This window comes from Kitasatospora sp. NPDC092039, assembly GCF_044756065.1.
In the GTDB taxonomy this organism is placed as follows: Bacteria; Actinomycetota; Actinomycetes; order Streptomycetales; family Streptomycetaceae; genus Kitasatospora.
Window position 1 is genome coordinate 183676 of sequence record NZ_JBIVSD010000005.1, and the last position, 24529, is coordinate 208204.

Here is a 24529-nt window from a genome sequence, read left to right on the forward strand (position 1 = left end):
GGACAACGCGCCGACGACCCCGCGGTCGGGCGCCCGCCAGGGGGGGTACCGCCCCCGGGGGGTCAACTTGGCCGGCTTGGGGGGGGGGGGGGGCGCGGGGGGGGGGGGGCCCGGGCCCCCCCCGCCCCGGGCCGCCGGGCACCGCGCCCGCCCCGCCCCGCCGTCGCCCCCGCCCCCTCCCGCCGTCGGCCGTACTCGAATCCTGTTCGATCCCGGCCGGATCGATGGTTGGATCGGTGGGTCCGAGCACACCGACGGCGGCCGCGGGGCGGGCCCGCCCGGCCCCCTCCACCCAGACCGCCGAGAGCCAGGGAGCGAAGAGAACGATGCCCAAGCGGACGGACGCGCAGCCGCACGTCGCCGACAGCCACGACCTGATCCGCGTGCACGGCGCACGCGAGAACAACCTCAAGGACGTCAGCGTCGACATCCCCAAGCGCCGGCTGACGGTGTTCACCGGGGTGTCCGGCTCGGGCAAGAGCTCGCTGGTCTTCGACACCGTCGCCGCCGAGTCCCAGCGGCTGATCAACGAGACCTACAGCGCCTTCGTCCAGGGCTTCATGCCCACCCTGGCCCGTCCCGAGGTGGACGTCCTGGAGGGCCTGACCACGGCGATCATCGTCGACCAGCAGCGGATGGGCGCCGACCCGCGCTCCACCGTCGGCACCGCCACCGACGCCAACGCGATGCTGCGCATCCTGTTCAGCCGCCTGGGCACCCCGCACATCGGCTCCCCGAAGGCCTTCTCCTTCAACGTCCCCTCGATCAGCGGCGCCGGCGCCGTCACCGTCGAGCGGGCCGGCCGGACGGTCAAGGAGCGGCGCAGCTTCAGCATCACCGGTGGCATGTGCCCGCGCTGCGAGGGCCGCGGCACCGTCTCGGACATCGACCTCACCCAGCTGTTCGACGACAGCAGGTCGATCTCCGAGGGCGCGATCACCATCCCGGGCTGGAAGACGGACAGCTGGTGGACGGTCGGCGTCTACGCCAACTCGGGGTTCCTCGACCCGGACAAGCCGATCCGCGAGTACACCGAGCAGGAGCTGCGGGACTTCCTGTACCGGGAGCCGACCAAGGTCAAGGTCAACGGCGTCAACCTCACCTACGAGGGCCTCGTCCCCAAGATCCAGAAGTCCATGCTCGCCAAGGACAAGGAGGCGCTGCAGCCGCACATCCGGGCCTTCGTGGAGCGGGCCGTGACCTTCACCGCCTGCCCCGACTGCGGGGGCACCCGGCTCAGCGAGGCCGCCCGCTCCTCCAGGATCGCCGGGATCAGCATCGCCGACGCCTGCGCGATGCAGATCAGCGACCTCGCCGACTGGGTCCGCGGCCTGGACGAGCCCTCGGTGGCGCCGCTGCTCGGCACGCTCCGGCAGGCCCTCGACTCCTTCGTGGAGATCGGCCTCGGCTACCTCTCGCTCGACCGGCCCTCCGGCACCCTCTCCGGCGGCGAGGCCCAGCGGGTCAAGATGATCCGCCACCTCGGCTCCTCGCTCACCGACACCACCTACGTCTTCGACGAGCCCACCACCGGCCTGCACCCGCACGACATCGACCGGATGAACCGGCTGCTGCTGCGCCTGCGGGACAAGGGCAACACGGTGCTGGTGGTGGAGCACAAGCCGCAGACCATCGCGATCGCCGACCACGTGGTCGACCTCGGCCCCGGGGCCGGTACGGCGGGCGGCGCGGTCTGCTACGAGGGCGACGTGGCGGGGCTACGCACCAGCGGCACGGTGACCGGCCGCCACCTGTCCGACCGGACGCCGCTGCGGGCGACCGTGCGGAAGCCCACCGGCGCGCTGGAGATCCGCGGCGCGAGCACCCACAACCTGCGGGACGTGGACGTGGACGTCCCGCTCGGGGTGCTCACCGTGGTGACCGGCGTGGCCGGCTCCGGCAAGAGCTCGCTGATCCACGGCTCGATCCGCGCCGAGGAGGGCGTGGTCTCGGTCGACCAGGGCGCGATCAAGGGCTCCCGGCGCAGCAACCCGGCCACCTACACCGGGCTGCTGGAGCCGGTCCGCAAGGCCTTCGCCAAGGCCAACGGCGTGAAGCCGGCCCTCTTCAGCGCGAACTCCGAGGGCGCCTGCCCGACCTGCAACGGCGCCGGGGTGGTCTACACCGACCTGGCGATGATGGCCGGGGTGGCCACCACCTGCGAGGACTGCGAGGGCAAGCGCTACCAGCCGGCGGTGCTGGAGTACCACCTGGGCGGGCGGGACATCGCCGAGGTGCTGGCGATGCCGGTGTCGGAGGCGGCGGAGTTCTTCGGCTCGGGCGAGGCGAAGCTCCCGGCCGCGCACCGCATCCTGGAGCGGCTCGCCGACGTCGGGCTCGGCTACGTGAGCCTCGGCCAGCCGCTCACCACGCTCTCCGGCGGCGAGCGGCAGCGGCTCAAGCTGGCCACCCACATGGCGGACAAGGGCGGGGTGTACGTGCTGGACGAGCCGACCACCGGCCTGCACCTGGCGGACGTCGAGCAGCTGCTCGGGCTGCTGGACCGGCTGGTGGAGTCCGGCAAGTCGGTGATCGTGATCGAGCACCACCCGGCGGTGATGGCGCACGCCGACTGGATCATCGACCTCGGCCCGGGCGCCGGCCACGACGGCGGGCGGGTGGTCTTCGAGGGCACCCCGGCCGAGCTGGTCGCCGCCCGGTCCACGCTGACCGGCGAGGCGCTGGCCCAGTACCTGGGCTGAGCCGTACCCCGGCCGATCCGCGCCCGGGCCGGGCCGCCGCGCCCGGGCCGCGGCCACCGCGCCCGATGAGGCCTAGCCTGGTCAGCCCAACGGGAGGGCCATCTCCAGGATCCGCGCCGAGGCGTCCAGCACGTACGGCGTCGACTCCCCCGTGTAGGCGAACCCGCGCCGCCGGTAGAACGCGGCGGCGCGGGGGTTCGCCTCGTGCACCCCGAGCAGCATCCGCCCGGCGCCCCGGACCCGCGCCCAGGCGAGCACCGCGTCCAGCAGGCCGTCGGCGACGCCGCGCCCGCGGCCGCGGTGCGCCGGGTCCACCCAGACGCCGATCAGGTCGAGCGCGCGGGCCTGCGTCCGGTTCGGGGCGGACAGCATGGTGCCGACCCACTCCCCCGCGGCGTCCACCGCGACCAGCCCGAGCCGGTCGGGTTCGTTGAGCCAGCCGCAGCGGGCCCGCCACTCGCCCTCGCCGTGCCGGCCGGCGGCCTCGTGGGTCTCGCCGAACGCCAGGGGCGTGTCGAGGAGTTGGGCCAGCCGCACGGCCCGCAGGCGCTGCCAGTCGGCCCGTCCGATCCGCTCGACCCGGTACTCCGTCGGCATCGACATCGGCTCCGCTCCCCCTCACACGGCACTGCCTCCGCCGCCGGCGGTCACCGGTGGCGGAGGCAGGATAGCCGTGGCCGGTGCTACGGCTTGATGCGGACCACCTGCGGGTCGTGGTCGCTGGCCTGCTGGGCGAACTCGGCGTTGATGTGCACCACGTCGTACTTGGCGTAGCCGACCTCGGGGCTGACCAGGATGTGGTCCAGCACCTGCGAGTTCCCCTGGAAGACGTACGAGTACTGCTCGGTCTCCGGCAGCTCGTTCACCAGGTCGCGCAGCACGCCGTCCTTGGTGAGCGCGGCGAGCGCGGGCGAGAACTGGTAGTCGTTGAAGTCGCCGAGGGAGACGACCTTGGCCTCCTTGTCGGCGGCCAGCAGCCCGGCGACGAAGGCCTGTTCGACGGTGGCCTGCCTGGTCCGCTGCACCTCGGAGCCGCGGGTCGGCTGCTGGAACCGGCTGTCGATGCCCTGGTCGCCGCCCTTGCTGTTGAAGTGGTTGGCGATCACGAAGACCTTCTTGCCGCGGAAGGAGAACTGGCCGACCAGCGGCTTGCGGCTGTTGGTCCAGGCCTCGTCGTTCGGCTCGATCCGGCCGGGCGAGGCGGTCAGCGCGGTGTCCGCGCCGGTGCCGCTCACGCCGACGGCGGTGGTGGCGGTGCCGCCGGGGATGTCGGTGAAGGACACCCGCTGCGGGTTGAACAGGAAGACCTGGCGGATGTTGCCGCCGGGCTCGCCGCCGTCCTTGCCGTCCTGCGGGTCGATCGAGCGCCAGTCGTAGGACGGGCCGCCGGCCGCCCTGATCGCGGCGGTGAACTTGGCGACGGTCCGGCTCGCGCCCACCGTGCCGTCGTTCTTGGCGCCGTTGTCGTCCTGGATCTCCTCCAGGGCGATGATGTCGGGCGAGCGCAGGTTGGTGACGACGCCCTGGGCCAGCTCGGCGAACTTGGCGTCCGGGTTGCCCGGGGCCAGGTTCTCCACGTTGTAGGTGGCGAGGGTGAGTTCGCGGTCGCCGGGCTGGGCGGTGACCTCGCGCTGGAGGTGGTTGTCCTTCAGCGTGCCCATGGTGCCGGCGACCAGGGTGTAGCCGCCGAAGTTGTTGTAGTCCAGCGGGCCGCTGGTGGTGCCGGTCAGCTCGTCGCCGACGTTGGCCACCGGGAACGGCTGCTGGGAGACCGCGGCCTGCTGCTGGACCATCAGGCGGCCGACGTTGGGCTCGCGGTAGGACTCGTACAGCACGCCGCCGCGCTTGCTGCGCTGGTCCTGGCGGTCGGCGGCGACCCACAGCTCGTTGTACTTGTCGGTGGCCTGGATCACCCGGACGTCCTTGACCTGGACGAGCATGCCCTCGAGGGACTCGTAGAAGTCCAGGGTGTACTTCTCCGGGCGGAGCCCGACGCCGTCGATGGAGCCGTCCGCGCCGGCCGCCGGGCTGTAGGTGCCGGGGATGTTGCGGGTGTCCACGACCACCGGGGCGGGCAGCGGGTTGCCGGCCGACAGGACGGTGACACCCGGGGCGGAGATCTCGGTGAGGGACTGCGAGCCGCCGTTGAAGTTCGGGTAGTACTCGGTGACCTTACCGCTCACCAGCACCGAGTCGCCGACCTTCACGGTCGGGTTGGCGCCGGTGAAGACGAAGACGCCCTCGCTGGTGGCCGGGTCGGCGTCCGGGTTCGGGTCCTGGATCCAGAAGCCCTTGGAACTGCCGTACGCGCGCACGCCGGTGACGACGCCGGGCACGCCGGTGACGGGCTTGCCGGCCTGCGGGGATATCCGGGTGCCGCCCTGGACGTCGTGGATCCGCAGCGGGCCGGCCTCGGTCGGGGCGGGGGTCGCGGGGGCGGCGGCGTTCGCCACCGGCAGCGGGACGAGCACCAGCGAGGCGGCCAGCGACGCCGGGATCAGGGCGGCGCGCAGCAGGGCTCTGCGGGGGCGGGGAGCGGGGGCGGTGGTCACCGGGCAGGACTCCTAGCTCCGCCGTGCGGCACGGTCGTGGCACGGCGGTCCGGGCGGAGGCGCGCTTCGGGCGCGGCTACTCGCGTGGGGAAGAAGCGGGGGAACGGACACCCGCCCCCCGCGGCGCCCCTCAAGATACGCGCGTAGAAAACACCCCGACAAGACCTCTCCGGTGAACTGTCGGTTCCACCGGGGTGACGTGACTCACGGTCAGTCCGGGCTGCTCACAGCCCGCCCCCGGCGGACTCCCAGGAGGCCTCGATCCGCTCCACGACCAGCTCGCACAGCTCGTGGGTGCGCAGCGCGTCGTGGGCGTCCAGGGTCTGCCCGGCCCGGACGGCCGCCAGGAAGGCCAGCACGCACTGCTCGATGCCGCGCTGCCGGGCCACCGGCACCCAGTCGCCGCGGCGCCGGACGGTCGGCTGGCCGCGGTGGTCGATCACCTCGGCCAGGTTGCGCACCTCGCGCTTGGAGTCGCCGCCGGAGACCTCCAGCACCTCCTCGGTGGAGCCGGAGAGCCGGTTCATGATGCCCAGCGCGGTGAAGCCGGCCCCGCCGAGGGTGAGCACCACGTGCTCGACCAGCCCGTCCCGGGTGCGGGCCCGGACGTCCACGTGCTCGATCTCGCCGGGGGCCAGGAAGCGCAGCAGGTCCACGACGTGGATGAAGTCGTCGTACACCAGGGTGCGGGCGGTCTCGGGCAGGCCCTCGCGGTTCTTCTGGAGCACGATCAGGTCGCGCGGGCGCTCCTTGGCCTGGGCGTAGCCCGGCGCGTGGCGGCGGTTGAAGCCGACCATCAGGGAGCGGCCGGTGCGGTCGGCGAGGTCGACCAGCCGGCGGGCGCCGTCCAGCGTGTAGTCGAGCGGCTTGTCGACGTAGACGTCCACCCCGGCGGTGAGCAGCTGCTCGACGATCGGGACGTGCTGGTCGGTGGCGGCGTGCACGAAGGCGGCGCGGATGCCGCCGGCGATCAGCGCGCCGAGGTCGGTGAAGCGGTGCTCGGGGGCGATCCGGTGGGCCTCGCCGAGCCGGTCCAGCTTGGCCGCGTCGCGGGTCATCAGCCGCAGGTCGAGCCCGGGCAGTGCGGTGAGCACCGGCAGGTAGGCCTTCTGCGCGATGTCGCCGAGGCCGATCACCCCGACCGGGAGCCGGGTGTCGGGTGCGGCTGTCGAACTCATGGGGACTCCTGTGGTGCGCGGTCGTCGGCCGCCCCCACCCTATGCGTCGCCGTCCCCGCCCGATGCGTCCGGCCGGGCGGCCAGCAGGGTCTCGGCGATGCCGCGGGCCCGCAGGGCGGCGTCCGGGGTGCCCTCGCGCAGGGCGGTGACGATGGCGCCGTCCATCAGGAGCGCGAACTGCCGTGCCCGCTCGGCGGGTTCGGGGATGTCCGCGTCCCGCATGAGCTGCTCGACCAGCTCGATGACGCGCCGTTTGTGGAGCGCCGCCATCTCGCGGGCCGGGCTGGCGCGGTCGGAGATCTCGGTCATCGTGTTGATGGCGACGCAGCCGCGGTAGTCCTGGGCCGCGAAGCGTTCGGCCAGCGCGTCGAAGACGGTCAGCGGGTGGCCGCCGTGGGCCGCGACCCGCTCGGAGAGCCAGGCGCGCCACCGCTGGTCGCGGCCTTCCAGGACGGCCGTCACCAGCGCCTCCTTGCCGGCGAAGTGCCGGTAGAAGGAGGCCCGGCCCACGCCGGACTCGGAGAGGATGCGCTCCACGCCGACCGCGTGGATCCCGTGGGCGTAGAAGAGGGACTCCGCCGTGCTCAGCAGGCGCGCCCGTGCGTTGACTGCCATGCCACCGATCCTAACCGCCCTTGACGCCAAACGGCACCGATCGGTACCGTTTTCGAGTCGGAACCGATCGGTACCGCCGGATCACCCCTCGACACCGGGTGCCGGCGGCCGGGCACCGGACCGACCCCGAGGACCTGCGGCTGCCCGGCCGCCCGGGCCGGGACGCCACGCCGGCTGCACACGGCGCGGCCGCCCGACCCGGGACGCCGAGCAGCCGCACAGCCTTTTCCGGACCTCTCCCGGGCAGCGGCGCTCCCCGCGCCAGGCCCGCCAGGCCCGCTAGGCGCCCGCGGCCGCCTCGGCCAGGGAGTCCAGGACCGGCCGGATCAGCGGGTGCCCGTCGGCGCCCGCCCGGACGGCGGCGAAGACCCGGCGGGTGGCCAGCTCGCTGTCCACCGGGCGCACCGCGACCTCGCCGAGGTCGACGCCGCGCAGCGCCGAGCGCGGCACCAGCGCCACCCCGAGGCCCGCCGAGGCGAGCGCCACCACGGCGCGGAAGTCGTCCGAGGAGTGCAGCAGCCGGGGCTGGAACCCGGCGTGCTCGCAGGCCAGCAGCACCACGTCGTGGCAGGGGTTGCCCGGGTAGGGCCCGATCCACGGCTCGTCGGCCAGCGCGGCGACGGCCAGCGGGCCGGCCTCCCCGGCCAGCCGGTGGCCGAGCGGCAGCACGGCCTCGAAGGGCTCGGCGTACAGCGGCACCCGGGTCAGCCGGGCGTCGTCGGCGCGCGGGGCGCCCCGGTACTCGACGGCCACCGCGAGGTCGGCGCGGCCGTCCAGCACCATCGGCAGGCTGGCGTCGCCCTCGGCGTCCAGCACCTTGAGCCGCACCCCGGGCGCGCGCCCGGCGAGCAGGCCGACGGCGGGGGCGAGCACGGAGGCGATGGCAGTCGCGAAGGAGGCCACGGTGACCTCCCCGGAGACGCCCGCGCTGTACGCGGCGAGGTCGGCCTCGGCGCGCTCCAGCTGGGCGAGCACCACGTCGGCGTGGCCGAGCAGGATCTCCCCGGCGGCGGTCAGCCGCACGCCCCGGCCCTCCCGGGCGAGCAGGTGGTGGCCGGTCTCCTGCTCCAGGGCGGCCAGCTGCTGGGAGACCGCGGAGGGGGTCAGGTAGAGGGCGGCCGCCGCGGCGGTCACGGTGCGGTGGTCCGCCACGGCCCGCAGGGTCCGCAGCCGTCGTGCGTCGATCACGGACCAATTCTGCCAGCGCGGCGCGGTGCGGCGGACCGGCCGCAGCGCGGGGCCCGGCCCCACCGGAGCGGCGGTTTCGGCCGGAGGCCCCGCCGGTGGCGCATTTCCGGACGAGATCGCCCCCGCTCGTTGACCGCCCGCCCGGCCCGGCGCTTGGCTCGTACCGACCGGGCCGCGGGGGCCGTGGGCCCGGCACCGTCACCAGGGGAGGACGATCCATGACGCACCCGCCCACCCGACGCCGGCTCGCCCGCACCGCCGCCGTACTGGCGGCCACCGCCGTCGCGGCCGTCGCCGTCGTCGCCGCGCCGCCGACCGCCGAGGCCCGGCCGCCCAAGGGCGACACCGCCCGGGTCAGCGAGGGCTCCAAGGGCGAGCAGCCGAACGGCTACTCGTCGGCGCTCGGGCTGAGCGAGGACGGCCGCGCCGCGCTGTTCACCTCGACGGCGACCAACCTGCTGCCCGGGCCCGCCACGCCCGGCGCACCGGACTCCGGCGAGGTCTACGTCCGGGACCTGCGCAACGGCCACCTCGAACGGATCAGCGTCGCCGACGACGGCTCCCGGCTCGACGCCCCCACCACCGACGCCGCGATCAGCGCCGACGGCCGGTACGTGGCGTTCAGCACCGCCGCCACCAACGTGCTGCCCGGCCAGCCGAAGCACGCCGGCGACGTCTTCGTCCGCGACCGCTGGACCGGGCGCACCGAGCTGGTCTCCGCCGGAACCCTGCCGAACACCGACGACCAGAGCATCCGCGACGCGACCAGCCCCAGCCTCAGCCGGGACGGCCGCTACGTCGCCTACGCCTCCACCCGCACCGACCTCGCCCCCGGCGTGAAGCGCGGCAAGTCCAACATCTACGTCACCGACCGCTGGACCGGCACCACCCGGCTGGTCACCGTCGGCACCGAGGGCGAGGGCGCCGACAACCACTCCTTCACCCCGACGATCAGTGCGGACGGCGCCACCGTCGGCTTCGCCTCCCGGGCCGGGAACCTGCTCCCCGGCACCCCGGCCGCCGACGACGACGCGCCCGGGCTGACCGGGCCCCGCTACCGCCCGTACTACGTCTGGAAGGCCGGCACCGGCACGATCACCGGCGCCAGCCTGGACGCCGCCGGCGAGCTGGTCGGCGTCGCCCACGACGGCCGGATCAGCCCGGACGGCCGCTACGCGGTCTACGCCCTCCCGGTCTTCGGCGCCGGGATCCCCACCTCCAACCACGGCATCCGGCTGGACGTGTACGTCCACGAGCTGGCCACCGGCACGATCACCAAGGTCAACACCGACCTGCCCGGCACCACCACGAAGCGGTCCTCGGGTTCCGGCGTCATGACGGCCGACAGCCGCTGGGTCTACTTCGAGTCCTACGCCGAGACCCTCGTCCCCGGCGACACCAACGACAGCGGCGACGTCTTCCGCCGCGATCTGTGGACCGGCCGGATCGAACGGGTCAGCCTCACCCGGGACGGCGGGCAGGGCACAGCCGACGCCCGCACCCCGTACGTGGACGCCACCGGCGGCACGGTGCTCTTCGACGCCGAGGACGGCGACCTGGTGCCCGGCGACACCAACGTCGCCACCGACGTCTTCCGGCGCCGCCTGTGACGGCCGGCCCCCGTTCCACGTCGCCGCCCCTGACGCCCGCCCCTTCCGCATACGTCCGTTGACGTATTTTCCGCCGAGATCACCCACGGACGTTGACCACCGGCCCTCCCGACGATTGGCTCTCCCGAAAAGCCCGTCGCCGGGAGGGAGCCCGGCCGGGCGATCGGAGGGGACCACCTCATGACCCGTACCATCCGCAACCGGTGGCCGGCGGGCGGCGGCAGCGCCCTGGCCGCGGCCGCCCTGCTCGCCGCCACCGCCGCACCCGCCCAGGCCGCACCGCCGCCGCGCGGCACCACGCAGGTCAGCACCGGGCTGAACGGCGCCGTGCCCGACGACCAGTCCTTCGGCCAGGGCGTCAGCGCGGACGGCCGCTACGCCCTGTTCACCTCCTGGGCCTCGAACCTGGTGCCCGGGACCACGCCGGGCTCGCGCGACGCCTACGTGAGGGACCTGCGCACCGGCCGCACCGAACAGGTGAACCTGTCCGACTCGGGCGAGCGGCTGAACGGCTGGACCGAACAGGCCGCGATCAGCGCCGACGGCCGCTACGTCGCCTTCGAGAGCGACGCCGACAACGCGGTGCCCGGCATGCAGGTCAAGGGGCGCACCGAGGTGTACGTCCGGGACCTCCGGACCGGCCGCACCGAGCTGGTCAGCGGCGGGCTCACCGCCACCGACACCGACCGGTTCCACGGCTCGTACGCGCCGTCGATCAGCGCCGACGGCCGCTACGTGGCGTACGTGTCCTCCCGGACGGACCTGGACCCGACCGTCGTGGACCCCGGGCCCGGGCCCGAGCCCTCGCTCGCCAGGCCCTACACCTGGAAGATCAACGTCTACCTCACCGACCGCCGGACCCACACCACCCGGCTGGTCTCCCACGACGTGCAGGGCAGGCCGGGCGAGCTCACCTCCTTCCGCCCCACGGTCAGCGCGGACGGCCGCACCGTCGGCTTCGGCTCCATCTCCGACCTGCTGCCGCCCGAGCAGACCCCCGCCCTGGCCGCCGCCGCGGCCGCGGCCGCCGACACCGACCTCACCCCGGGCGCCGCCGAGGCCGCCCGCCGCAGCGTCCCGCAGTCCGTGGCGAAGTCCCTGCCGCAGCCGCTGCTGGCCCGCCCGACCTCCGCCGTCTACTACGCCTACGACGTGCCCTCCAGGACGCTCACCCCGGTGAGCGTGGGCCTCGACGGCGCCGTCGGCAACTCCAGCTTCGAGGCGACGATCAGCCCCGACGGGCGGCGCGCGGTCTACACCCTGCCCGAGCCCGGCGGCTCGACCGGCGGCCACCGGTACCACACCGTGCTCCACGTCCGGGACCTGCGCACGGGGGCCGTGACGAAGGTCAGCGGCGGCCTGCCCGGCACCACCTCGACCGGCTCCTCCGACCACGGCTCGATCACCGCCGACAACCGGTGGCTCTACTTCGAGTCCGCCGCCGACAACCTGGTGGCCGGGCCGCAGCACCCGGGCTGGGACGTCTACCGCCAGGACCTGCGCACCGGCCGCACCGAGCGGGTCGCCACCGCGCCGGACGGCTCGTCCGGCAACGGCTCGTCGACGCAGCCGTTCGTGTCCGCCGCCGGCACCACCGTGGTGTTCGACTCGACCAGCGGCAACCTGGTGGCCGGCACCGGAACCCCGGCGGCCGAGGGCTACCAGGTCTTCGCCAAGCCCACCGGGCTCCACCGGGGCGACGGCGACGACCAGGGCGAGGACGGCGACGAGCGGTAGCCCGGAACCACGACGGGGGCGGGACGACGGCGGGGCCGGCGTCCCGCCCCCGCAGCGGGAGGGTGGGGCGGATGGTCTCTGGTCCGTGCGGCGGGGGCGAATCGGTTCGCCCCCGCCGCACGGGAGTCGTGGGCCCGTGGGCCGGTCCGGTTCCGAGCGGTCCGGCCCACGGGCGGCTGGTGGCCGGGGGTTACTCCCCCAGCGCGGCGCGCGCGTCCACGAAGGCCGCGACGGCGCGCTCGACGTCCTCGGTGGAGTGCGCCGCGGACAGCTGGACCCGGATCCGGGCCTGGCCGTGCGGGACGACCGGGTAGGAGAAGCCGATCACGTACACGCCGCGCTCCAGCAGCAGTTCGGCGAGCCTGCCGGCCCGGGCCGCGTCGCCGATCATCACCGGGGCGATCGGGTGGTCGCCGGGCAGGATCTCGAAGCCGGCCTCGGTCATCCTCGTGCGGAACAGCGCGGTGTTGGCCGCCAGCCGCTCGCGCAGCTCGTTGGACTGCTCGACCAGGTCGAGCACCTTGAGCGAGGCGGCCGCGATCACCGGGGCCAGCGAGTTGGAGAACAGGTACGGGCGGGAGCGCTGGCGCAGCAGGGCGACGATCTCCCGGCGGGCGGCGACGTAGCCGCCGGAGGCGCCGCCGAGGGCCTTGCCGAGGGTGCCGGTGATGATGTCCACGCGGTCCATCACGCCGTGCAGCTCGGGGGTGCCGCGGCCGCCCGCGCCGACGAAGCCGACGGCGTGCGAGTCGTCGACCATGACCATGGCGTCGTAGCGGTCGGCCAGGTCGCAGATCTCGCGCAGCGGGGCGACGTAGCCGTCCATCGAGAACACGCCGTCGGTGACGATCAGGCGGCGGCGGGCGTCCTGGGTGTCCTGGAGCTGCTTCTCCAGGTCGGCCATGTCGCGGTTGGCGTAGCGGTGGCGGCGGGCCTTGCTGAGCCGGATGCCGTCGATGATGCTGGCGTGGTTCAGCGCGTCGGAGATGACGGCGTCCTCGGCGCCGAGCAGGGTCTCGAAGACACCGCCGTTGGCGTCGAAGCAGGAGGAGTAGAGGATCGTGTCCTCCTGGCCGAGGAAGGCCGAGAGGCGGTCCTCCAGCTCCTTGTGGACGTCCTGGGTGCCGCAGATGAAGCGGACCGAGGCCATGCCGTAGCCCCACCGGTCCAGGGCGTCCTTGGCCGCGGCGAGCACCTCGGGGTGGTCGGCCAGGCCGAGGTAGTTGTTGGCGCAGAAGTTCAGCACCTCACCCGGGCGGCCGCCGCCGGTCACGGTGACCGCGGCGCTCTGCGGGGTGCCGATCACCCGCTCGGGCTTGAACAGGCCCGCCTCGCGGATCTCGTCCAGGGTGGCGGCGACGTCGGCACGCACGTTGTCGAACACTGCGGTCTCCTTCAGCAGTTCGGCGGGAGCAGTTCGGCGGGGCCCGGGCCGGGCTCAGGCCGTCCAGTCGAGGATGATCTTGCCGCAGTTGCCGCTCGCGGCGTCGTCGAAGGCGGCCTCGAAGTCGGCGGCGGCGTAGCGGCCGGTGATCACCGGGCTGAGGTCCAGGCCGCCCTCCAGCAGCACGGACATCGCGTACCAGGTCTCGAACATCTCGCGGCCGTAGATGCCCTTGATGGTGATCATCGAGGTGACGATCGAGGCCCAGTCCACCGGGAACTGCTCGGCGGGCAGGCCGAGCATGGCGATCTTCCCGCCGTGGGTCATGTTGGCGATCATCGACTGCATCGCCTCGGGGCGGCCGGACATCTCCAGGCCGACGTCGAAGCCCTCGCGCAGGCCCAGCTTCTGCTGGCCCTCCTCGATGGTGTGCTGGGAGACGTCGAGCGCCAGCGTCACGCCGACCTTGCGGGCCAGGTCGAGCCGGTACGGGGAGACGTCGGTGATCATCACGTTGCGGGCGCCGGCGTGCTTGGCGACGGCGGCGGCCATGATGCCGATCGGGCCGGCGCCGGTGACCAGCACGTCCTCGCCGACCAGCGGGAAGGACAGCGCGGTGTGCACGGCGTTGCCGAACGGGTCGAAGATCGCGGCCACGTCCAGGTCGACCGGCACCCGGTGCACCCAGACGTTGGAGGCGGGCAGGGCCACGTACTCGGCGAAGGCGCCGTCGCGGTTGACGCCCAGGCCGACGGTGTTGCGGCACAGGTGGCGGCGGCCGGCCAGGCAGTTGCGGCACTTGCCGCAGACCAGGTGGCCCTCGCCGCTGACCAGGTCGCCGACCGCGATGTCCGCGACGCCGGCGCCGGTCTCGGCGACCTCGCCGACGAACTCGTGGCCGAGCACCAGCGGGGTCCGGATGGTCTGCTGGGCCCAGCCGTCCCACTTGCGGATGTGCAGGTCGGTGCCGCAGATGCCGGTCCGCAGCACCTTGATCAGCACCTCGCCGGGGCCGATCTCGGGCTTCGGGACATCGATCATCCAGAGGCCGGGCTCGGCCTGCTGCTTGACGAGTGCCTTCACGGCGACGGCTCCTGACGTGCGCGGGGGACGGCCTTCGGGGGTCGGGCAGGCCGAGGTGGCCCGGTTCGGCCGCTCCTGGCGGGCGCGCTCCGGGCAGGCAGCAATCTGCCTGGTCGGAGGGGGTGCGGTCCATCGAGGAATTCTTAAGGGCGGCCACAGCTGGGCTGAACGATCGTGCCCGAGCAGCGGCCGGCGGCGGGTGCGGCGTGCCGGTGCTCACCCGTCCGGCCGAGCGCGGGACGGCCGCCACGACACCAACCGGCGGGCCGGCCGGGGTACTTGACAGCACGACGCCAGCCGGTTGGGGCACTCGGCTGACCCGCTCTCCCGTTCGGTCCAGTCGGGCCGCGAGCCGCGCGCGGCCCTCCGGCGGCGGTGCTTACGGTGGCGGCGATCCCCCGCGCCCCGTGGAGCGGCGCTCCGGCCCGGCCGAGCCGCACTCCGGGGCCCTTCGCCACGGGGCCGTCCGCCCCAGAGAGGCCGCCTGCGCCGATGACCGACACCCGACGGCCCCGACCGGCCGTTCCCCGCTGCCCGCGCCCGGCCGTCCCCCGGTCCGTACGGGTGGCCTCCGCCGCCCTCGCGCTGACCGGACTGCTCGCCGTCTCCGGCTGCTCCGGGGGCGCGAAGCCCGCCCGACAGGCCGGCCCGGCGGTCACCGCCGAACCGGCCGCGCTCAGCCCGACCGCCAAGCCGACCGGCAGCCCCACCGACGGGGTGGTGGCGCTCACCCCCGACGTCGAAGCCCGCCTGGACAGCGCGATCAAGCAGGTGATGAGCGAGGTCGACATCCCGGGGGTGATCGTCGGCTACACCACCCCCGACGGCAGCTACCAGCGCGCCTTCGGCGTCGCCGACCGGAGCGCGGGGACGGCGATGTCCCCCGACCTGTACATGCGGATCGGCAGCGTGACCAAGACCTTCACCACCACCGCCGTCCTGCGGCTCGTGGACCAGGGCAAGCTGCGCCTGGACGACCCGGTCTCCAAGTACGTCCCGAACGTGCCCGGCGGCGACGGGATCACCCTGCGCCAGCTCGGCGAGATGCGCAGCGGACTGTTCAACTACACCCTGGACGACGACTTCCAACAGGTGTTCTTCAAGGACCCGGGCCGCCCGTTCACCCCGGACCAGCTGCTCGGCTACGCGTTCAAGCACCCGGCGGACTTCGCGCCGGGCGCCAGGTTCGAGTACTCCAACACCAACCTGATCCTGCTCGGCCTGGTCGTCGAGAAGGTCGGCGGCCGACCGCTCCAGGACTTCCTCAAGCAGCAGGTGTTCACCCCGGCCGGGCTCTCCCGGACGAGCCTGCCGACCGACGCGGCCTTCCCGGACCCGCACGCCCACGGCTACACCGACCAGACGCTCAGCGGCAAGGTCGAGGACGCCACCACCTGGAACCCGTCCTGGGGCTGGGCGGCCGGCGCCGCCATCTCCAACGTCACCGACCTGCAGACCTGGTCGAAGGCGCTGGCCACCGGCGAGCCGCTGCTCAAGCCCGCCACCCAGGCGGAGCGACTGAAGTTCAAGTCCGTCGGGGACTCCCCCGACCTCGGCTACGGCTTCGGCATCTTCACCACCCACGGGTGGATGGGCCACAACGGCTCGCTGCCCGGCTACGAGAGCGTGGTGCTCTACCTGCCGCAGTCCAAGGCCAGCCTGGCCATCCTGCTCAACACCGACATCACGCACGACGAGTCGGAACCCTCGACGTTCCTGGCCCGGGCGATCACCCGGATCGTCTCGCCGGACAACGTCTACACGCTGCCCACCCCGCCCGGCACGGGCTCCCCGACGGCCTCGCCCACGGCTTCCCCGTCACCGACGGCCTCGCCCACCGAGTCCGCCTCGCCGAAGTCCTCGCCGACGGCGACCGCGCCCGGCACGCCCACCGGCACCGCCACGCTGCACGTCTCCTGAGCCCCGCCCGGACCACCACACGCGAGAGGCCCGACCCGGCCACCCGGGTCGGGCCTCCCGTGCGCCGTCAGCCCCCCAGCACCTTGCCGAGGTCGTACGAGACCGGCTCCTCCAGCTGCGCGTAGGTGCAGCTCTCCGGCGTGCGGTCCGGCCGCCAGCGGCGGAACTGCGCGGTGTGCCGGAACCGGGTGCCCTCCATGTGGTCGTACGCCACCTCGACCACCCGCTCGGGGCGCAGCGCGATCCAGGAGAGGTCCTTGCCGCCGGTCCAGCGGCTGACCGCGCCGGGCAGCCGGCCCTCGGCGTGCGCGGCCTCGTCCGCCCAGCCGCCCCAGGGGTGCCGGGAGAGGTCGTCCATCCGCAACGGGGCCAGCTCCTCGGCGAGTTCGCGGCGGCGGGCCATCGGGAAGGCGGCGCAGACGCCGACGTGCTGGAGCCTGCCGTCGTCGTCGAAGATGCCCAGCAGCAGCGAGCCGACGACCGGGCCGCTCTTGTGCTCGCGGTAGCCGGCCACCACGCAGTCGGCGGTGCGCTCGTGCTTGACCTTGAACATGGTCCGCTCGCCCGGCCGGTACGGCTGGTCCAGCGGCTTGGCGACCACCCCGTCCAGCCCGGCGCCCTCGAACTCGTCGAACCAGCTCCGGGCCAGGTCGAGGTCGGTGGCGGCGGGGGCGGTGAACACCGGGTCGGCGGCGCCCGCGAGCGCGGCCTCCAGCGCCGGGCGGCGCGCCGACAGCGGCTCGTCCAGCAGGGAGTCGTCGCCGAGGGCGAGCAGGTCGAAGGCGACGAAGGAGGCCGGGGTCCGCTCGGCGAGCAGCCTCACCCGGCTCGCGGCGGGGTGGATGCGCTCCAGCAGCTCCTCGAAGCGCAGCCGGCCGTCCCGGGCGATCACCACCTCGCCGTCCAGCACGCAGCGCGGCGGCAGCTCCCGCCGGAACGCCTCGACCAGCTCGGGGAAGTACCTGGTCAGCGGCTTGCCGGTGCGGCTGCCGAGCTCCACCTCGTCGCCGTCGCGGAACACGATGGAGCGGAAGCCGTCCCACTTGGCCTCGTACTGCATTCCGGGCGGGATCTCGGCCACCGACTTGGCGAGCATCGGCGCCACCGGCGGCATCACTGGCAGGTCCATGCGTCCGATCCTCGCCCGGTTCGCCCCGGGGCGCGCGCCGGGCGTACGGCGCTTAGCGTGTGGGGCATGGGCTCAGCCGTGGAACTGGATGTCGCCGGGCGCACCGTCCGGCTGTCGAACCCGGACAAGGTGTACTACCCCGAGCGGGGCTTCACCAAGCTGGACGTCGCGCAGTACTACCTGGCCGTCGCCGACGGGGTGCTGCGCGGGCTGCGCGAGCGGCCGACCACCCTGCAGCGCTTCCCGGACGGGGTGGAGGGCGAGTTCTTCTACCAGAAGCGCGCGCCCAAGGGCCTGCCGGAGTGGCTGCCCACCGCCCGGATCGAGTTCCCGTCCGGCCGCTCCGCCGACGAGATCTGCCCCACCGAGCCGGCCGCCGTGCTGTGGGCGGCCAACCTGGGCTGCCTCACCTTCCATCCCTGGCCGGTGCGGCGCTCCGACACCGGCCACGTGGACGAGCTGCGCATCGACCTCGACCCGCAGCCCGGCACCGACTTCCACGACGCCGTCCGCGCCGCCCACGAGCTGCGCGCCCTGCTGGAGGAGTACGGGCTGCGCGGCTGGCCCAAGTCCTCCGGCGGGCGCGGGCTGCACGTCTACGTGCCGCTGGCACCCGAGTGGACGTTCACCGACGGACGGCACGCGGTGATCGCGCTCGGCCGGGCGCTGGAGCAGCGGATGCCCGGGAAGGTCACCACCGCGTGGTGGAAGGAGGAGCGCGGCGAGCGGATCTTCGTCGACTACAACCAGATGGCCCGCGACCGCACCATCGCCTCGGCCTACTCCCTGCGCGCCCGTCCCCGCGCCACCGCCTCCACCCCCCTGCGCTGGGAGGAACTGGACGACGCCGTCCCGGAGGACTTCGACCTGCGCACCGTCCCCGCCCGTTTCGCCGAACTCGGCGACCTGAACGCCGGGATGGAGCAGCACGCGTTCCGCCTGGAGCCCCTGCTGGAGCTCTACGACAAGCAGCTGCACGACGAGGGCCTCGGCGAACTCCCCTACCCGCCCGACCACCCCAAGGCGGCCGGCGAGCCCACCAGGGTCCAGCCCAGCCGGGCGAGGAGGAAGTAGCGCGCGCCCGCTGAGCCCCAGCGCAGCCCTCGGCCCCGGCGCCCGCTCCGGGCCACGACGCCGCCCGCTGGGGGCCTCAGCCCCGCGCGCCGGCCGGGGCCAGCCCGGCGACGATGCGCACCGCCTCGGCGATCTGCCCGTCCGTCAGGTCGCCGCGGGCGGTCAGCCGCAGCCGGGAGACGCCGTCCGGGACGGAGGGCGGGCGGAAGCAGCCGACGGCGAGGCCGGCCCGGCGGCAGTCGGCGGCCCAGGCGACGGCGGCCTCGGGGCCGGGGGCCCGGACGGAGACCACGGCGGCCTCGGGCTCGCAGCTGCGCAGCCCTTCCGCGGTGAGCCGCCGGGCCAGGGTGCGGGCGACCTCGCGGGCGCGTTCGGCGCGGGCGGGCTCGGCGCGCAGCAGCCGCAGGGCGGCGAGGGCGGCGCCGGCGGCGGCGGGGGCGAGGCCGGTGTCGAAGATGAAGGTGCGGGCGGTCTCGGTGAGGTGGCGGATCACCCGGCGCGGGCCGAGGACGGCGCCGCCCTGCGAGCCGAGCGACTTGGAGAGGGTGGCGGTGGCCACCGTGTCCGGCTGCCCGGCGAGCCCGGCCGCGGCGAGCGCCCCGGTGCCGCCGGGGCCGAGCACGCCCAGCCCGTGCGCGTCGTCCACCAGCAGCGCGGCGCCGTGCGCTCGGGCGGCGGCGGACAGCGCGGGCAGCGGGGCCGCGTCGCCGTCCACCGAGAACACCGAGTCGGTCACCACCAGCGCCCGCCGCCGGGCCCGCCCGGCGAGCGCCTCGGCGACGGCCGCCGGGTCGGCGTGCGGGGCGCGGTGGACGTCGGCACGGGAGAGCCGGCAGCCGTCGATCAGCGAGGCGTGGTTGTAGGCGTCGGAGACGATCAGGGTGTCCGGGTCGGTGAGCGCGGTCAGCGCCGCGAGGTTGGCCGTGTAGCCGGAGGAGAACACCAGCGCGGCCTCCACCCCGCAGAACTCGGCCAGCTCCTCCTCCAGTTCGGTGTGCAGCGCGGTCGTCCCGGTGACCAGCCGCGAGCCCGTCGACCCCCCGCCCCAGCGCAGCGCCGCGTCGGCGGCCGCCCGGGCGACCACCGGATGCCTGGTCAGCCCCAGGTAGTCGTTGCCCGCGAGGTCCAGCACCCCGTCGTCCGCCGCCCGGCTGCGCAGCGTGCGCGTCAGCCCCGCCTCCGCCCGCATCGCGGCCGTCTCGTCGAGCCAGTCGAACACGTGCGCGGGGGCGGGAACGGCGGTGCGCGGCTCGGCCGCGAGCGGATGGTTCATGCCCGGCACTCTGGCACGCGCCGTGAACGGGGATCAATGTGCCTCTCGGCACATGATCGGCGCGCCCGGCTGGCCGGTCGCCACAAGCCGGTCACCGGCGTCCGCCCGCCCGGGCCTTTGCCCGGGGTGGCGGCGAGCAGGCAAGATAGCCGGGTGACCCTCCTTGATCTGATGCCGAAGCCCGCCACCCCCGACGCGCTGTACGAGACGTTCGCAGCCTGGGCGGAGGAACGCGGGATCACGCTGTACCCGGCGCAGGAGGAGGCGCTGATCGAGCTGGTGTCCGGGAACAACGTGATCCTGGCGACGCCGACCGGCTCGGGAAAGAGCCTGGTGGCGGCGGGCGCGCACTTCGCGGCGCTGGCGGAGGGGCAGCGGACCTTCTACACCGCCCCGATCAAGGCGCTGGTATCGGAGAAGTTCTTCGACCTGGTGAAGATGTTCGGCACCGAGCAGGTCGGCATGATGACCGGCGACGCGAGCGTGAACCCGACCGCGCCGATCATCTGCTGCACCGCGGAGGTGCTCGCCCAGATCGCGCTGCGCGACGGCGCCCGGGCGGACATCGGCCAGGTGGTCATGGACGAGTTCCACTTCTACGCCGAGCCGGACCGCGGCTGGGCCTGGCAGATCCCGCTGCTGGAGCTGCCGCAGGCGCAGTTCCTGCTGATGTCCGCGACGCTCGGCGACGTCCGCCGCTTCGAGGAGGACCTGACCCGCCGCACGGGCCGGCCGACCACGGTGGTGCGCAACGCGACGCGCCCGGTGCCGCTGTTCTACGAGTACCGCCGCACCACCATGCACGACACCCTGGAGGAGCTGCTGCAGACCGGCCAGGCGCCGGTCTACGTCGTGCACTTCACCCAGAAGGAGGCGGTGGAGCGGGCCCAGTCGCTGATGAGCATCAACATGTGCTCGAAGGCGGAGAAGGAGGCCATCGCCGACCTGATCGGCAACTTCCGCTTCACCACCAAGTTCGGCCGCAACCTGTCCCGTTACGTGCGCCACGGCATCGGCGTGCACCACGCGGGCATGCTGCCGAAGTACCGCCGGCTGGTCGAACGCCTCGCCCAGGCGGGCCTGTTGAAGGTCATCTGCGGCACCGACACGCTCGGCGTCGGCGTCAATGTGCCGATCCGCACGGTGCTGTTCACCGCGCTGTCCAAGTACGACGGCAACCGGGTGCGCATCCTGCGCGCCCGCGAGTTCCACCAGATCGCAGGCCGGGCCGGCCGGGCCGGCTTCGACACCGTCGGCCAGGTGGTGGCGCAGGCGCCGGAGCACGTGATCGAGAACGACAAGGCGATCGCCAAGGCCGGCGACGACCCCAAGAAGAAGCGCAAGGTCGTCCGGAAGAAGGCCCCGGAGGGCTTCGTCGGCTGGACCGAGGAGACCTTCGACAAGCTGATCGGCGCCGACCCGGAGCCGCTGGTCTCCCGCTTCAAGGTCAGCCACGCGATGCTGCTGTCGGTGATCGGCCGCCCGGGCAACGCCTTCGAGGCGATGCGCAAGCTGCTGACCGACAACCACGAGGACCGCGCCGCGCAGCGCCGCCACATCCGCACCGCGATCGCCATCTACCGCTCGCTGCTGGAGGGCGGCGTGGTGGAGCGGCTGCCGGAGCCGGACGCCGAGGGCCGGATCGTCCGGCTCACCCTGGACCTCCAGGAGAACTTCGCGCTCAACCAGCCGCTGTCCACCTTCGCGCTGGCCTCCTTCGAGCTGCTCGACCCGACCTCGCCCTCCTACGCGATGGACGTCGTCTCCGTCGTCGAGGCGACCCTCGACGACCCGCGCCAGATCCTCGCCGCCCAGCAGAACAAGGCGCGCGGCGAGGCCGTCGGCGAGATGAAGCGGGACGGCATCGAGTACGAGGAGCGGATGGAGCGGCTCCAGGAGATCACCTACCCGAAGCCGCTGGAGGAGCTGCTCACCCACGCCTACGAGGTGTACCGCCGGGCGCACCCGTGGATCGGCGACCACCGGCTGCAGCCGAAGTCGGTGGTCCGCGACCTGTACGAGCGGGCGATGACCTTCTCGGACTACGTCGGCTTCTACGAGCTGGCCCGCACCGAGGGCATCGTGCTGCGCTACCTGGCCGGCGCGTTCAAGGCGCTGGAGCAGACCGTCCCCGAGGACGTGAAGACCGACGACCTCAAGGACGTCATCGCCTGGCTCGGCGAGCTGGTCCGCCAGGTCGACTCCAGTCTGCTGGACGAGTGGGAGCAGCTGGCCAACCCGACCGAGCCGCAGGCCGCCGAGGTGCGCCTGGACGACAAGCCGGCGCCGGTCACCGCCAACGCCCGCGCCTTCCGGGTCCTGGTGCGCAACGAGATGTTCCGCCGGGTCGAGCTGTGCGCGCTGGAGAACTGGGACGCGCTCGGCGAGCTGGACGGCGAGTACGGCTGGGACGCGGACCGCTGGGCGGACGCCATGGACGGGTACTGGGAGGAGTACGACGACCTCGGCACCGGCCCGGACGCACGCGGCCCGAAGATGCTGATCATCGAGGAGGAGGACTCCTCCTGGCGCGTCCGGCAGATCTTCGACGACCCGGAGGGCGACCACGACTGGGGCATCAGCGCCGAGGTCGACCTCTACGGCTCGGACGAGGAGGGCCGGGCGGTGCTGCGGGTGACCTCGGTGGACCGGCTCGGCGGCTGAGCCGGCGCCCGAACGCGCGGATCCCCCCGGAGGCCGAGGCTTCCGGGGGGATCCGCGCGTTCGGCGGGCCGTCACATCCAGACGAACGGCGAGCCCGCCGCGTAGGAGAGCGCGCGGGTGGCCTCGTCCAGGCCCTGATCGGCGCCGGGAGTCGCGCCGGCGGTCGGCGGGACCGGCGCGGTCGGCGCCCCGGTGCCGACCGTGGGGGAGCCGGCCGGTCGCTCGTCACCCGGCCGGGAGCTGGTGACGGTCACGTAGTGCCCGACCGCCTCGATCCGCGGCTCGCCGCCCGGCTTGGCGCCGCCGGGAGGCAGGCCGGGGGCGGTGCCGGCGTTGGCGAGGGTGAAGGCGACCGCGCCGGGCTTGGCCCGCAGGGCCTCGGCGGCCCGGGCGGCGGAGGCCTGGTCGGGGAAGCGCAGCAGGGTGACGCTGCTGAGCACCGGGCGGTCCTGGCCGCTGAAGCTGACGGCCAGGTAGCCCTGGCAGCCGGTCTCCTTCAGCGGGTCCTGGGTCCGGTCCTGGAGCGCCTCGGCGCAGTTCTCGCCCTGCCGGATGCCGTTGCGCCGCGCCTTGTAGGCGCCGACCTCGACCGGCCGCTGGGCGGGGAAGATGTTGTCGACGTTGAGGGCCTCGGGGTCGGTGAGCGGCGGCGCGGTGCCCACCACGCGCGGCGTCGCGGAGGAGTCCTTGCTGGACGGGCCGAGCCCGGGTATGTAGTCGCCGGGCATCGGGCGGGTGATGATCCATCCCCCGCCCGCCACCACGCCGACCACGACGATCCAGCCCGCCGCCCGACGGGCCGTCAGCCGTCGGCCGCGCCGCCCGCGGTCCGTCCCCCCGTCGGCGTCGGCGCCCCCGCCGACCCGCTGTTCTGCCCGGCCTTCCCGGCCCTCTCCCGGAGTCGGGGTGCGCTCCCCCTGCGTGGTCATGGCGCAGATTCTAAGCACCCCCGGGGTGGCGTGGATCACTGGGTCGGGAGTTGTGGATCATCGCCCGCCGGAGCCGTCCGCCGTCCGTCCCATCCGCCCGCCCGCCCCCGCCGGCAGGCGGCGCCCGGGCGCGACGTCAAGCGCGTGACCTGCGGCGGAGCCGTGAGCTTCGACACTGTGGCAATCGGCACATCCTCACACGGATCTTCTGGCGGGTTTGCTCTGGCGCCGCCCGTTCACCACCAGGCAGGATCGCCCCATGGATCTGCTCGATACCCTCACCGCCAAGGGCCTGCGCGGCGAAGTCCCGACCCGCGAGGAGGCCCTGGCCGTCCTCGCCACCACCGACGACGAGCTGCTCGACGTGGTCGCCGCGGCCGGCAAGGTGCGCCGCCGCTGGTTCGGCCGCCGGGTCAAGCTCAACTACCTGGTGAACCTGAAGAGCGGGCTCTGTCCGGAGGACTGCTCGTACTGCTCGCAGCGGCTCGGGTCGAAGGCCGAGATCCTCAAGTACACCTGGCTCAAGCCCGACCAGGCCGCCGACGCGGCCCGCGCCGGGGTGGCCGGCGGCGCCAAGCGGGTCTGCCTGGTCGCCAGCGGCCGCGGCCCGACGGACCGCGACATCGACCGGGTCACCGACACCATGGCCGCCATCAAGGACGCCGACCCCGAGGTCGAGATCTGCGTCTGCCTCGGCCTGCTCTCCGACAACCAGGCGGAGCGGCTCAAGGCGGCCGGCGCCGACGCCTACAACCACAACCTCAACACCTCCGAGGGCACCTACGGCGACATCGCCACCACCCACACCTACGCGGACCGGGTGGACACCGTGCAGAAGGCGCACGGCGCGGGCCTGTCCGCCTGCTCCGGCCTGATCGCCGGCATGGGCGAGAGCGACGAGGACCTGGTCGACGTCGTCTTCGCGCTGCGCGAGCTGGGCTCGGACTCCGTCCCGGTCAACTTCCTGATCCCGTTCGAGGGCACCCCGCTCGCCAAGGAGTGGAACCTCAGCCCGCAGCGCTGCCTGCGCATCCTGGCGATGGTCCGCTTCGTCAACCCGGACACCGAGGTGCGGATCGCGGGCGGGCGCGAGGTGCACCTGCGCTCGATGCAGCCGCTCGGCCTGCACATCGCCAACTCCATCTTCCTCGGCGACTACCTCACCAGCGAGGGCCAGGCCGGACAGGCCGACCTCGACATGATCAAGGACGCCGGCTTCGAGGTCGAGGGCGCCGGCGAGGCCACCCTGCCGCGCCACCGCGCGGACGTCGCCGAGGCCGCGGCCGGTGGCGGCTGCGGCACCGCGGCCTCGGCCTGCGGCAGCGGCGGCGGCTGCGGGCCGTGCGGCGGGCACGCGCACGGCGCCGAGGCCGCCTCCCCGGAGGCCGTCGCCCCGCAGACCCAGGACGGCGACGAGCTGCGCAGCGACCTCGTGAAGGTCCGCCGCCGCGGCGCCGGCACCGAACTCGCGCCCAACGCCTGACAGTTCCG

Annotated in this window: 17 protein-coding genes; 7 read left to right on the forward strand and 10 right to left on the reverse strand. The window is 73.9% G+C overall.

The genetic code is table 11. The annotated features are described in order from the left end of the window. Window positions 1-326 precede the first annotated feature (326 nt). Entirely contained in the window at window positions 327-2702 is a 2376-nt protein-coding gene (locus tag ACIQI7_RS13105) for an ATP-binding cassette domain-containing protein (protein WP_401108402.1), read from the forward strand. 81 nt (window positions 2703-2783) lie between these two features. On the opposite strand, the gene ACIQI7_RS13110 is transcribed toward ACIQI7_RS13105, so the two are convergent. The 5 genes from ACIQI7_RS13110 to ACIQI7_RS13130 form a co-directional block, all read right to left on the reverse strand. After that, window positions 2784-3305, reverse strand: a complete 522-nt coding sequence (locus ACIQI7_RS13110; protein WP_401108405.1) for a GNAT family N-acetyltransferase — start codon at window positions 3303-3305, stop codon at window positions 2784-2786. 80 nt (window positions 3306-3385) lie between these two features. Continuing rightward, a complete protein-coding gene (locus ACIQI7_RS13115) occupies window positions 3386-5254 on the reverse strand; it encodes an endonuclease/exonuclease/phosphatase family protein (protein ID WP_401108408.1) in 1869 nt (622 codons plus the stop codon). Window positions 5255-5478: 224 nt separating this feature from the next. Continuing rightward, on the reverse strand, window positions 5479-6432 hold the full coding sequence (locus tag ACIQI7_RS13120; RefSeq protein ID WP_387747727.1) for a Gfo/Idh/MocA family protein: 954 nt from the start codon (window positions 6430-6432) through the stop codon (window positions 5479-5481). A gap of 39 nt (window positions 6433-6471) precedes the next feature. Beyond that, the gene (locus tag ACIQI7_RS13125) at window positions 6472-7047 is read right to left on the reverse strand and encodes a TetR/AcrR family transcriptional regulator (RefSeq protein ID WP_401108412.1); all 576 of its coding nucleotides are present in this window, start codon (window positions 7045-7047) and stop codon (window positions 6472-6474) included. 279 nt (window positions 7048-7326) lie between these two features. After that, a complete protein-coding gene (locus ACIQI7_RS13130; RefSeq protein WP_401108415.1) occupies window positions 7327-8235 on the reverse strand; it encodes a LysR family transcriptional regulator in 909 nt (302 codons plus the stop codon). A gap of 218 nt (window positions 8236-8453) precedes the next feature. Here ACIQI7_RS13130 and ACIQI7_RS13135 point away from each other — a divergent pair, with 218 nt between their 5' ends. Both ACIQI7_RS13135 and ACIQI7_RS13140 read left to right on the forward strand, forming a co-directional pair. Beyond that, window positions 8454-9845: a hypothetical protein gene (locus ACIQI7_RS13135; RefSeq protein ID WP_401108418.1), complete on the forward strand. Its 1392-nt coding sequence runs from the start codon at window positions 8454-8456 to the stop codon at window positions 9843-9845. A 180-nt stretch (window positions 9846-10025) separates the two neighbouring features. Then, window positions 10026-11582: a TolB family protein gene (locus ACIQI7_RS13140; protein ID WP_401108421.1), complete on the forward strand. Its 1557-nt coding sequence runs from the start codon at window positions 10026-10028 to the stop codon at window positions 11580-11582. Between the two features lie 190 nt (window positions 11583-11772). Here the strand turns inward: ACIQI7_RS13140 and ACIQI7_RS13145 are convergent, their stop codons facing one another. Together ACIQI7_RS13145 and tdh are read right to left on the reverse strand one after the other, a co-directional pair. Further along, on the reverse strand, window positions 11773-12966 hold the full coding sequence (locus tag ACIQI7_RS13145) for a glycine C-acetyltransferase (protein WP_401108424.1): 1194 nt from the start codon (window positions 12964-12966) through the stop codon (window positions 11773-11775). Between the two features lie 54 nt (window positions 12967-13020). After that, window positions 13021-14049 (reverse strand): L-threonine 3-dehydrogenase, encoded by a 1029-nt coding sequence (tdh, locus tag ACIQI7_RS13150; protein ID WP_401108426.1) that lies wholly within the window; start codon window positions 14047-14049, stop codon window positions 13021-13023. A 492-nt stretch (window positions 14050-14541) separates the two neighbouring features. Here tdh and ACIQI7_RS13155 point away from each other — a divergent pair, with 492 nt between their 5' ends. Continuing rightward, a complete protein-coding gene (locus ACIQI7_RS13155; protein ID WP_401108429.1) occupies window positions 14542-15969 on the forward strand; it encodes a serine hydrolase in 1428 nt (475 codons plus the stop codon). 67 nt (window positions 15970-16036) lie between these two features. On the opposite strand, the gene ACIQI7_RS13160 is transcribed toward ACIQI7_RS13155, so the two are convergent. After that, window positions 16037-17098, reverse strand: coding sequence for an ATP-dependent DNA ligase (locus ACIQI7_RS13160; protein WP_401108431.1), 1062 nt, complete (start codon window positions 17096-17098; stop codon window positions 16037-16039). A gap of 66 nt (window positions 17099-17164) precedes the next feature. Here ACIQI7_RS13160 and ligD point away from each other — a divergent pair, with 66 nt between their 5' ends. Beyond that, window positions 17165-18172: a non-homologous end-joining DNA ligase gene (gene ligD / locus ACIQI7_RS13165; protein WP_401108433.1), complete on the forward strand. Its 1008-nt coding sequence runs from the start codon at window positions 17165-17167 to the stop codon at window positions 18170-18172. Between the two features lie 76 nt (window positions 18173-18248). Here the strand turns inward: ligD and ACIQI7_RS13170 are convergent, their stop codons facing one another. Further along, window positions 18249-19445, reverse strand: a complete 1197-nt coding sequence (locus ACIQI7_RS13170) for an 8-amino-7-oxononanoate synthase (RefSeq protein ID WP_401108435.1) — start codon at window positions 19443-19445, stop codon at window positions 18249-18251. A 171-nt stretch (window positions 19446-19616) separates the two neighbouring features. Between ACIQI7_RS13170 and ACIQI7_RS13175 the strand changes: the two genes are divergently transcribed. Continuing rightward, on the forward strand, window positions 19617-22109 hold the full coding sequence (locus tag ACIQI7_RS13175; RefSeq protein ID WP_387748061.1) for a DEAD/DEAH box helicase: 2493 nt from the start codon (window positions 19617-19619) through the stop codon (window positions 22107-22109). Between the two features lie 71 nt (window positions 22110-22180). Here ACIQI7_RS13175 and ACIQI7_RS13180 read toward each other — a convergent pair whose 3' ends face one another. Beyond that, window positions 22181-23038: a hypothetical protein gene (locus tag ACIQI7_RS13180; RefSeq protein ID WP_401108437.1), complete on the reverse strand. Its 858-nt coding sequence runs from the start codon at window positions 23036-23038 to the stop codon at window positions 22181-22183. Window positions 23039-23297: 259 nt separating this feature from the next. Here ACIQI7_RS13180 and bioB point away from each other — a divergent pair, with 259 nt between their 5' ends. Then, on the forward strand, window positions 23298-24521 hold the full coding sequence (gene bioB / locus ACIQI7_RS13185) for a biotin synthase BioB (RefSeq protein WP_401108439.1): 1224 nt from the start codon (window positions 23298-23300) through the stop codon (window positions 24519-24521). The last annotated feature ends 8 nt before the right edge of the window (window positions 24522-24529 follow it).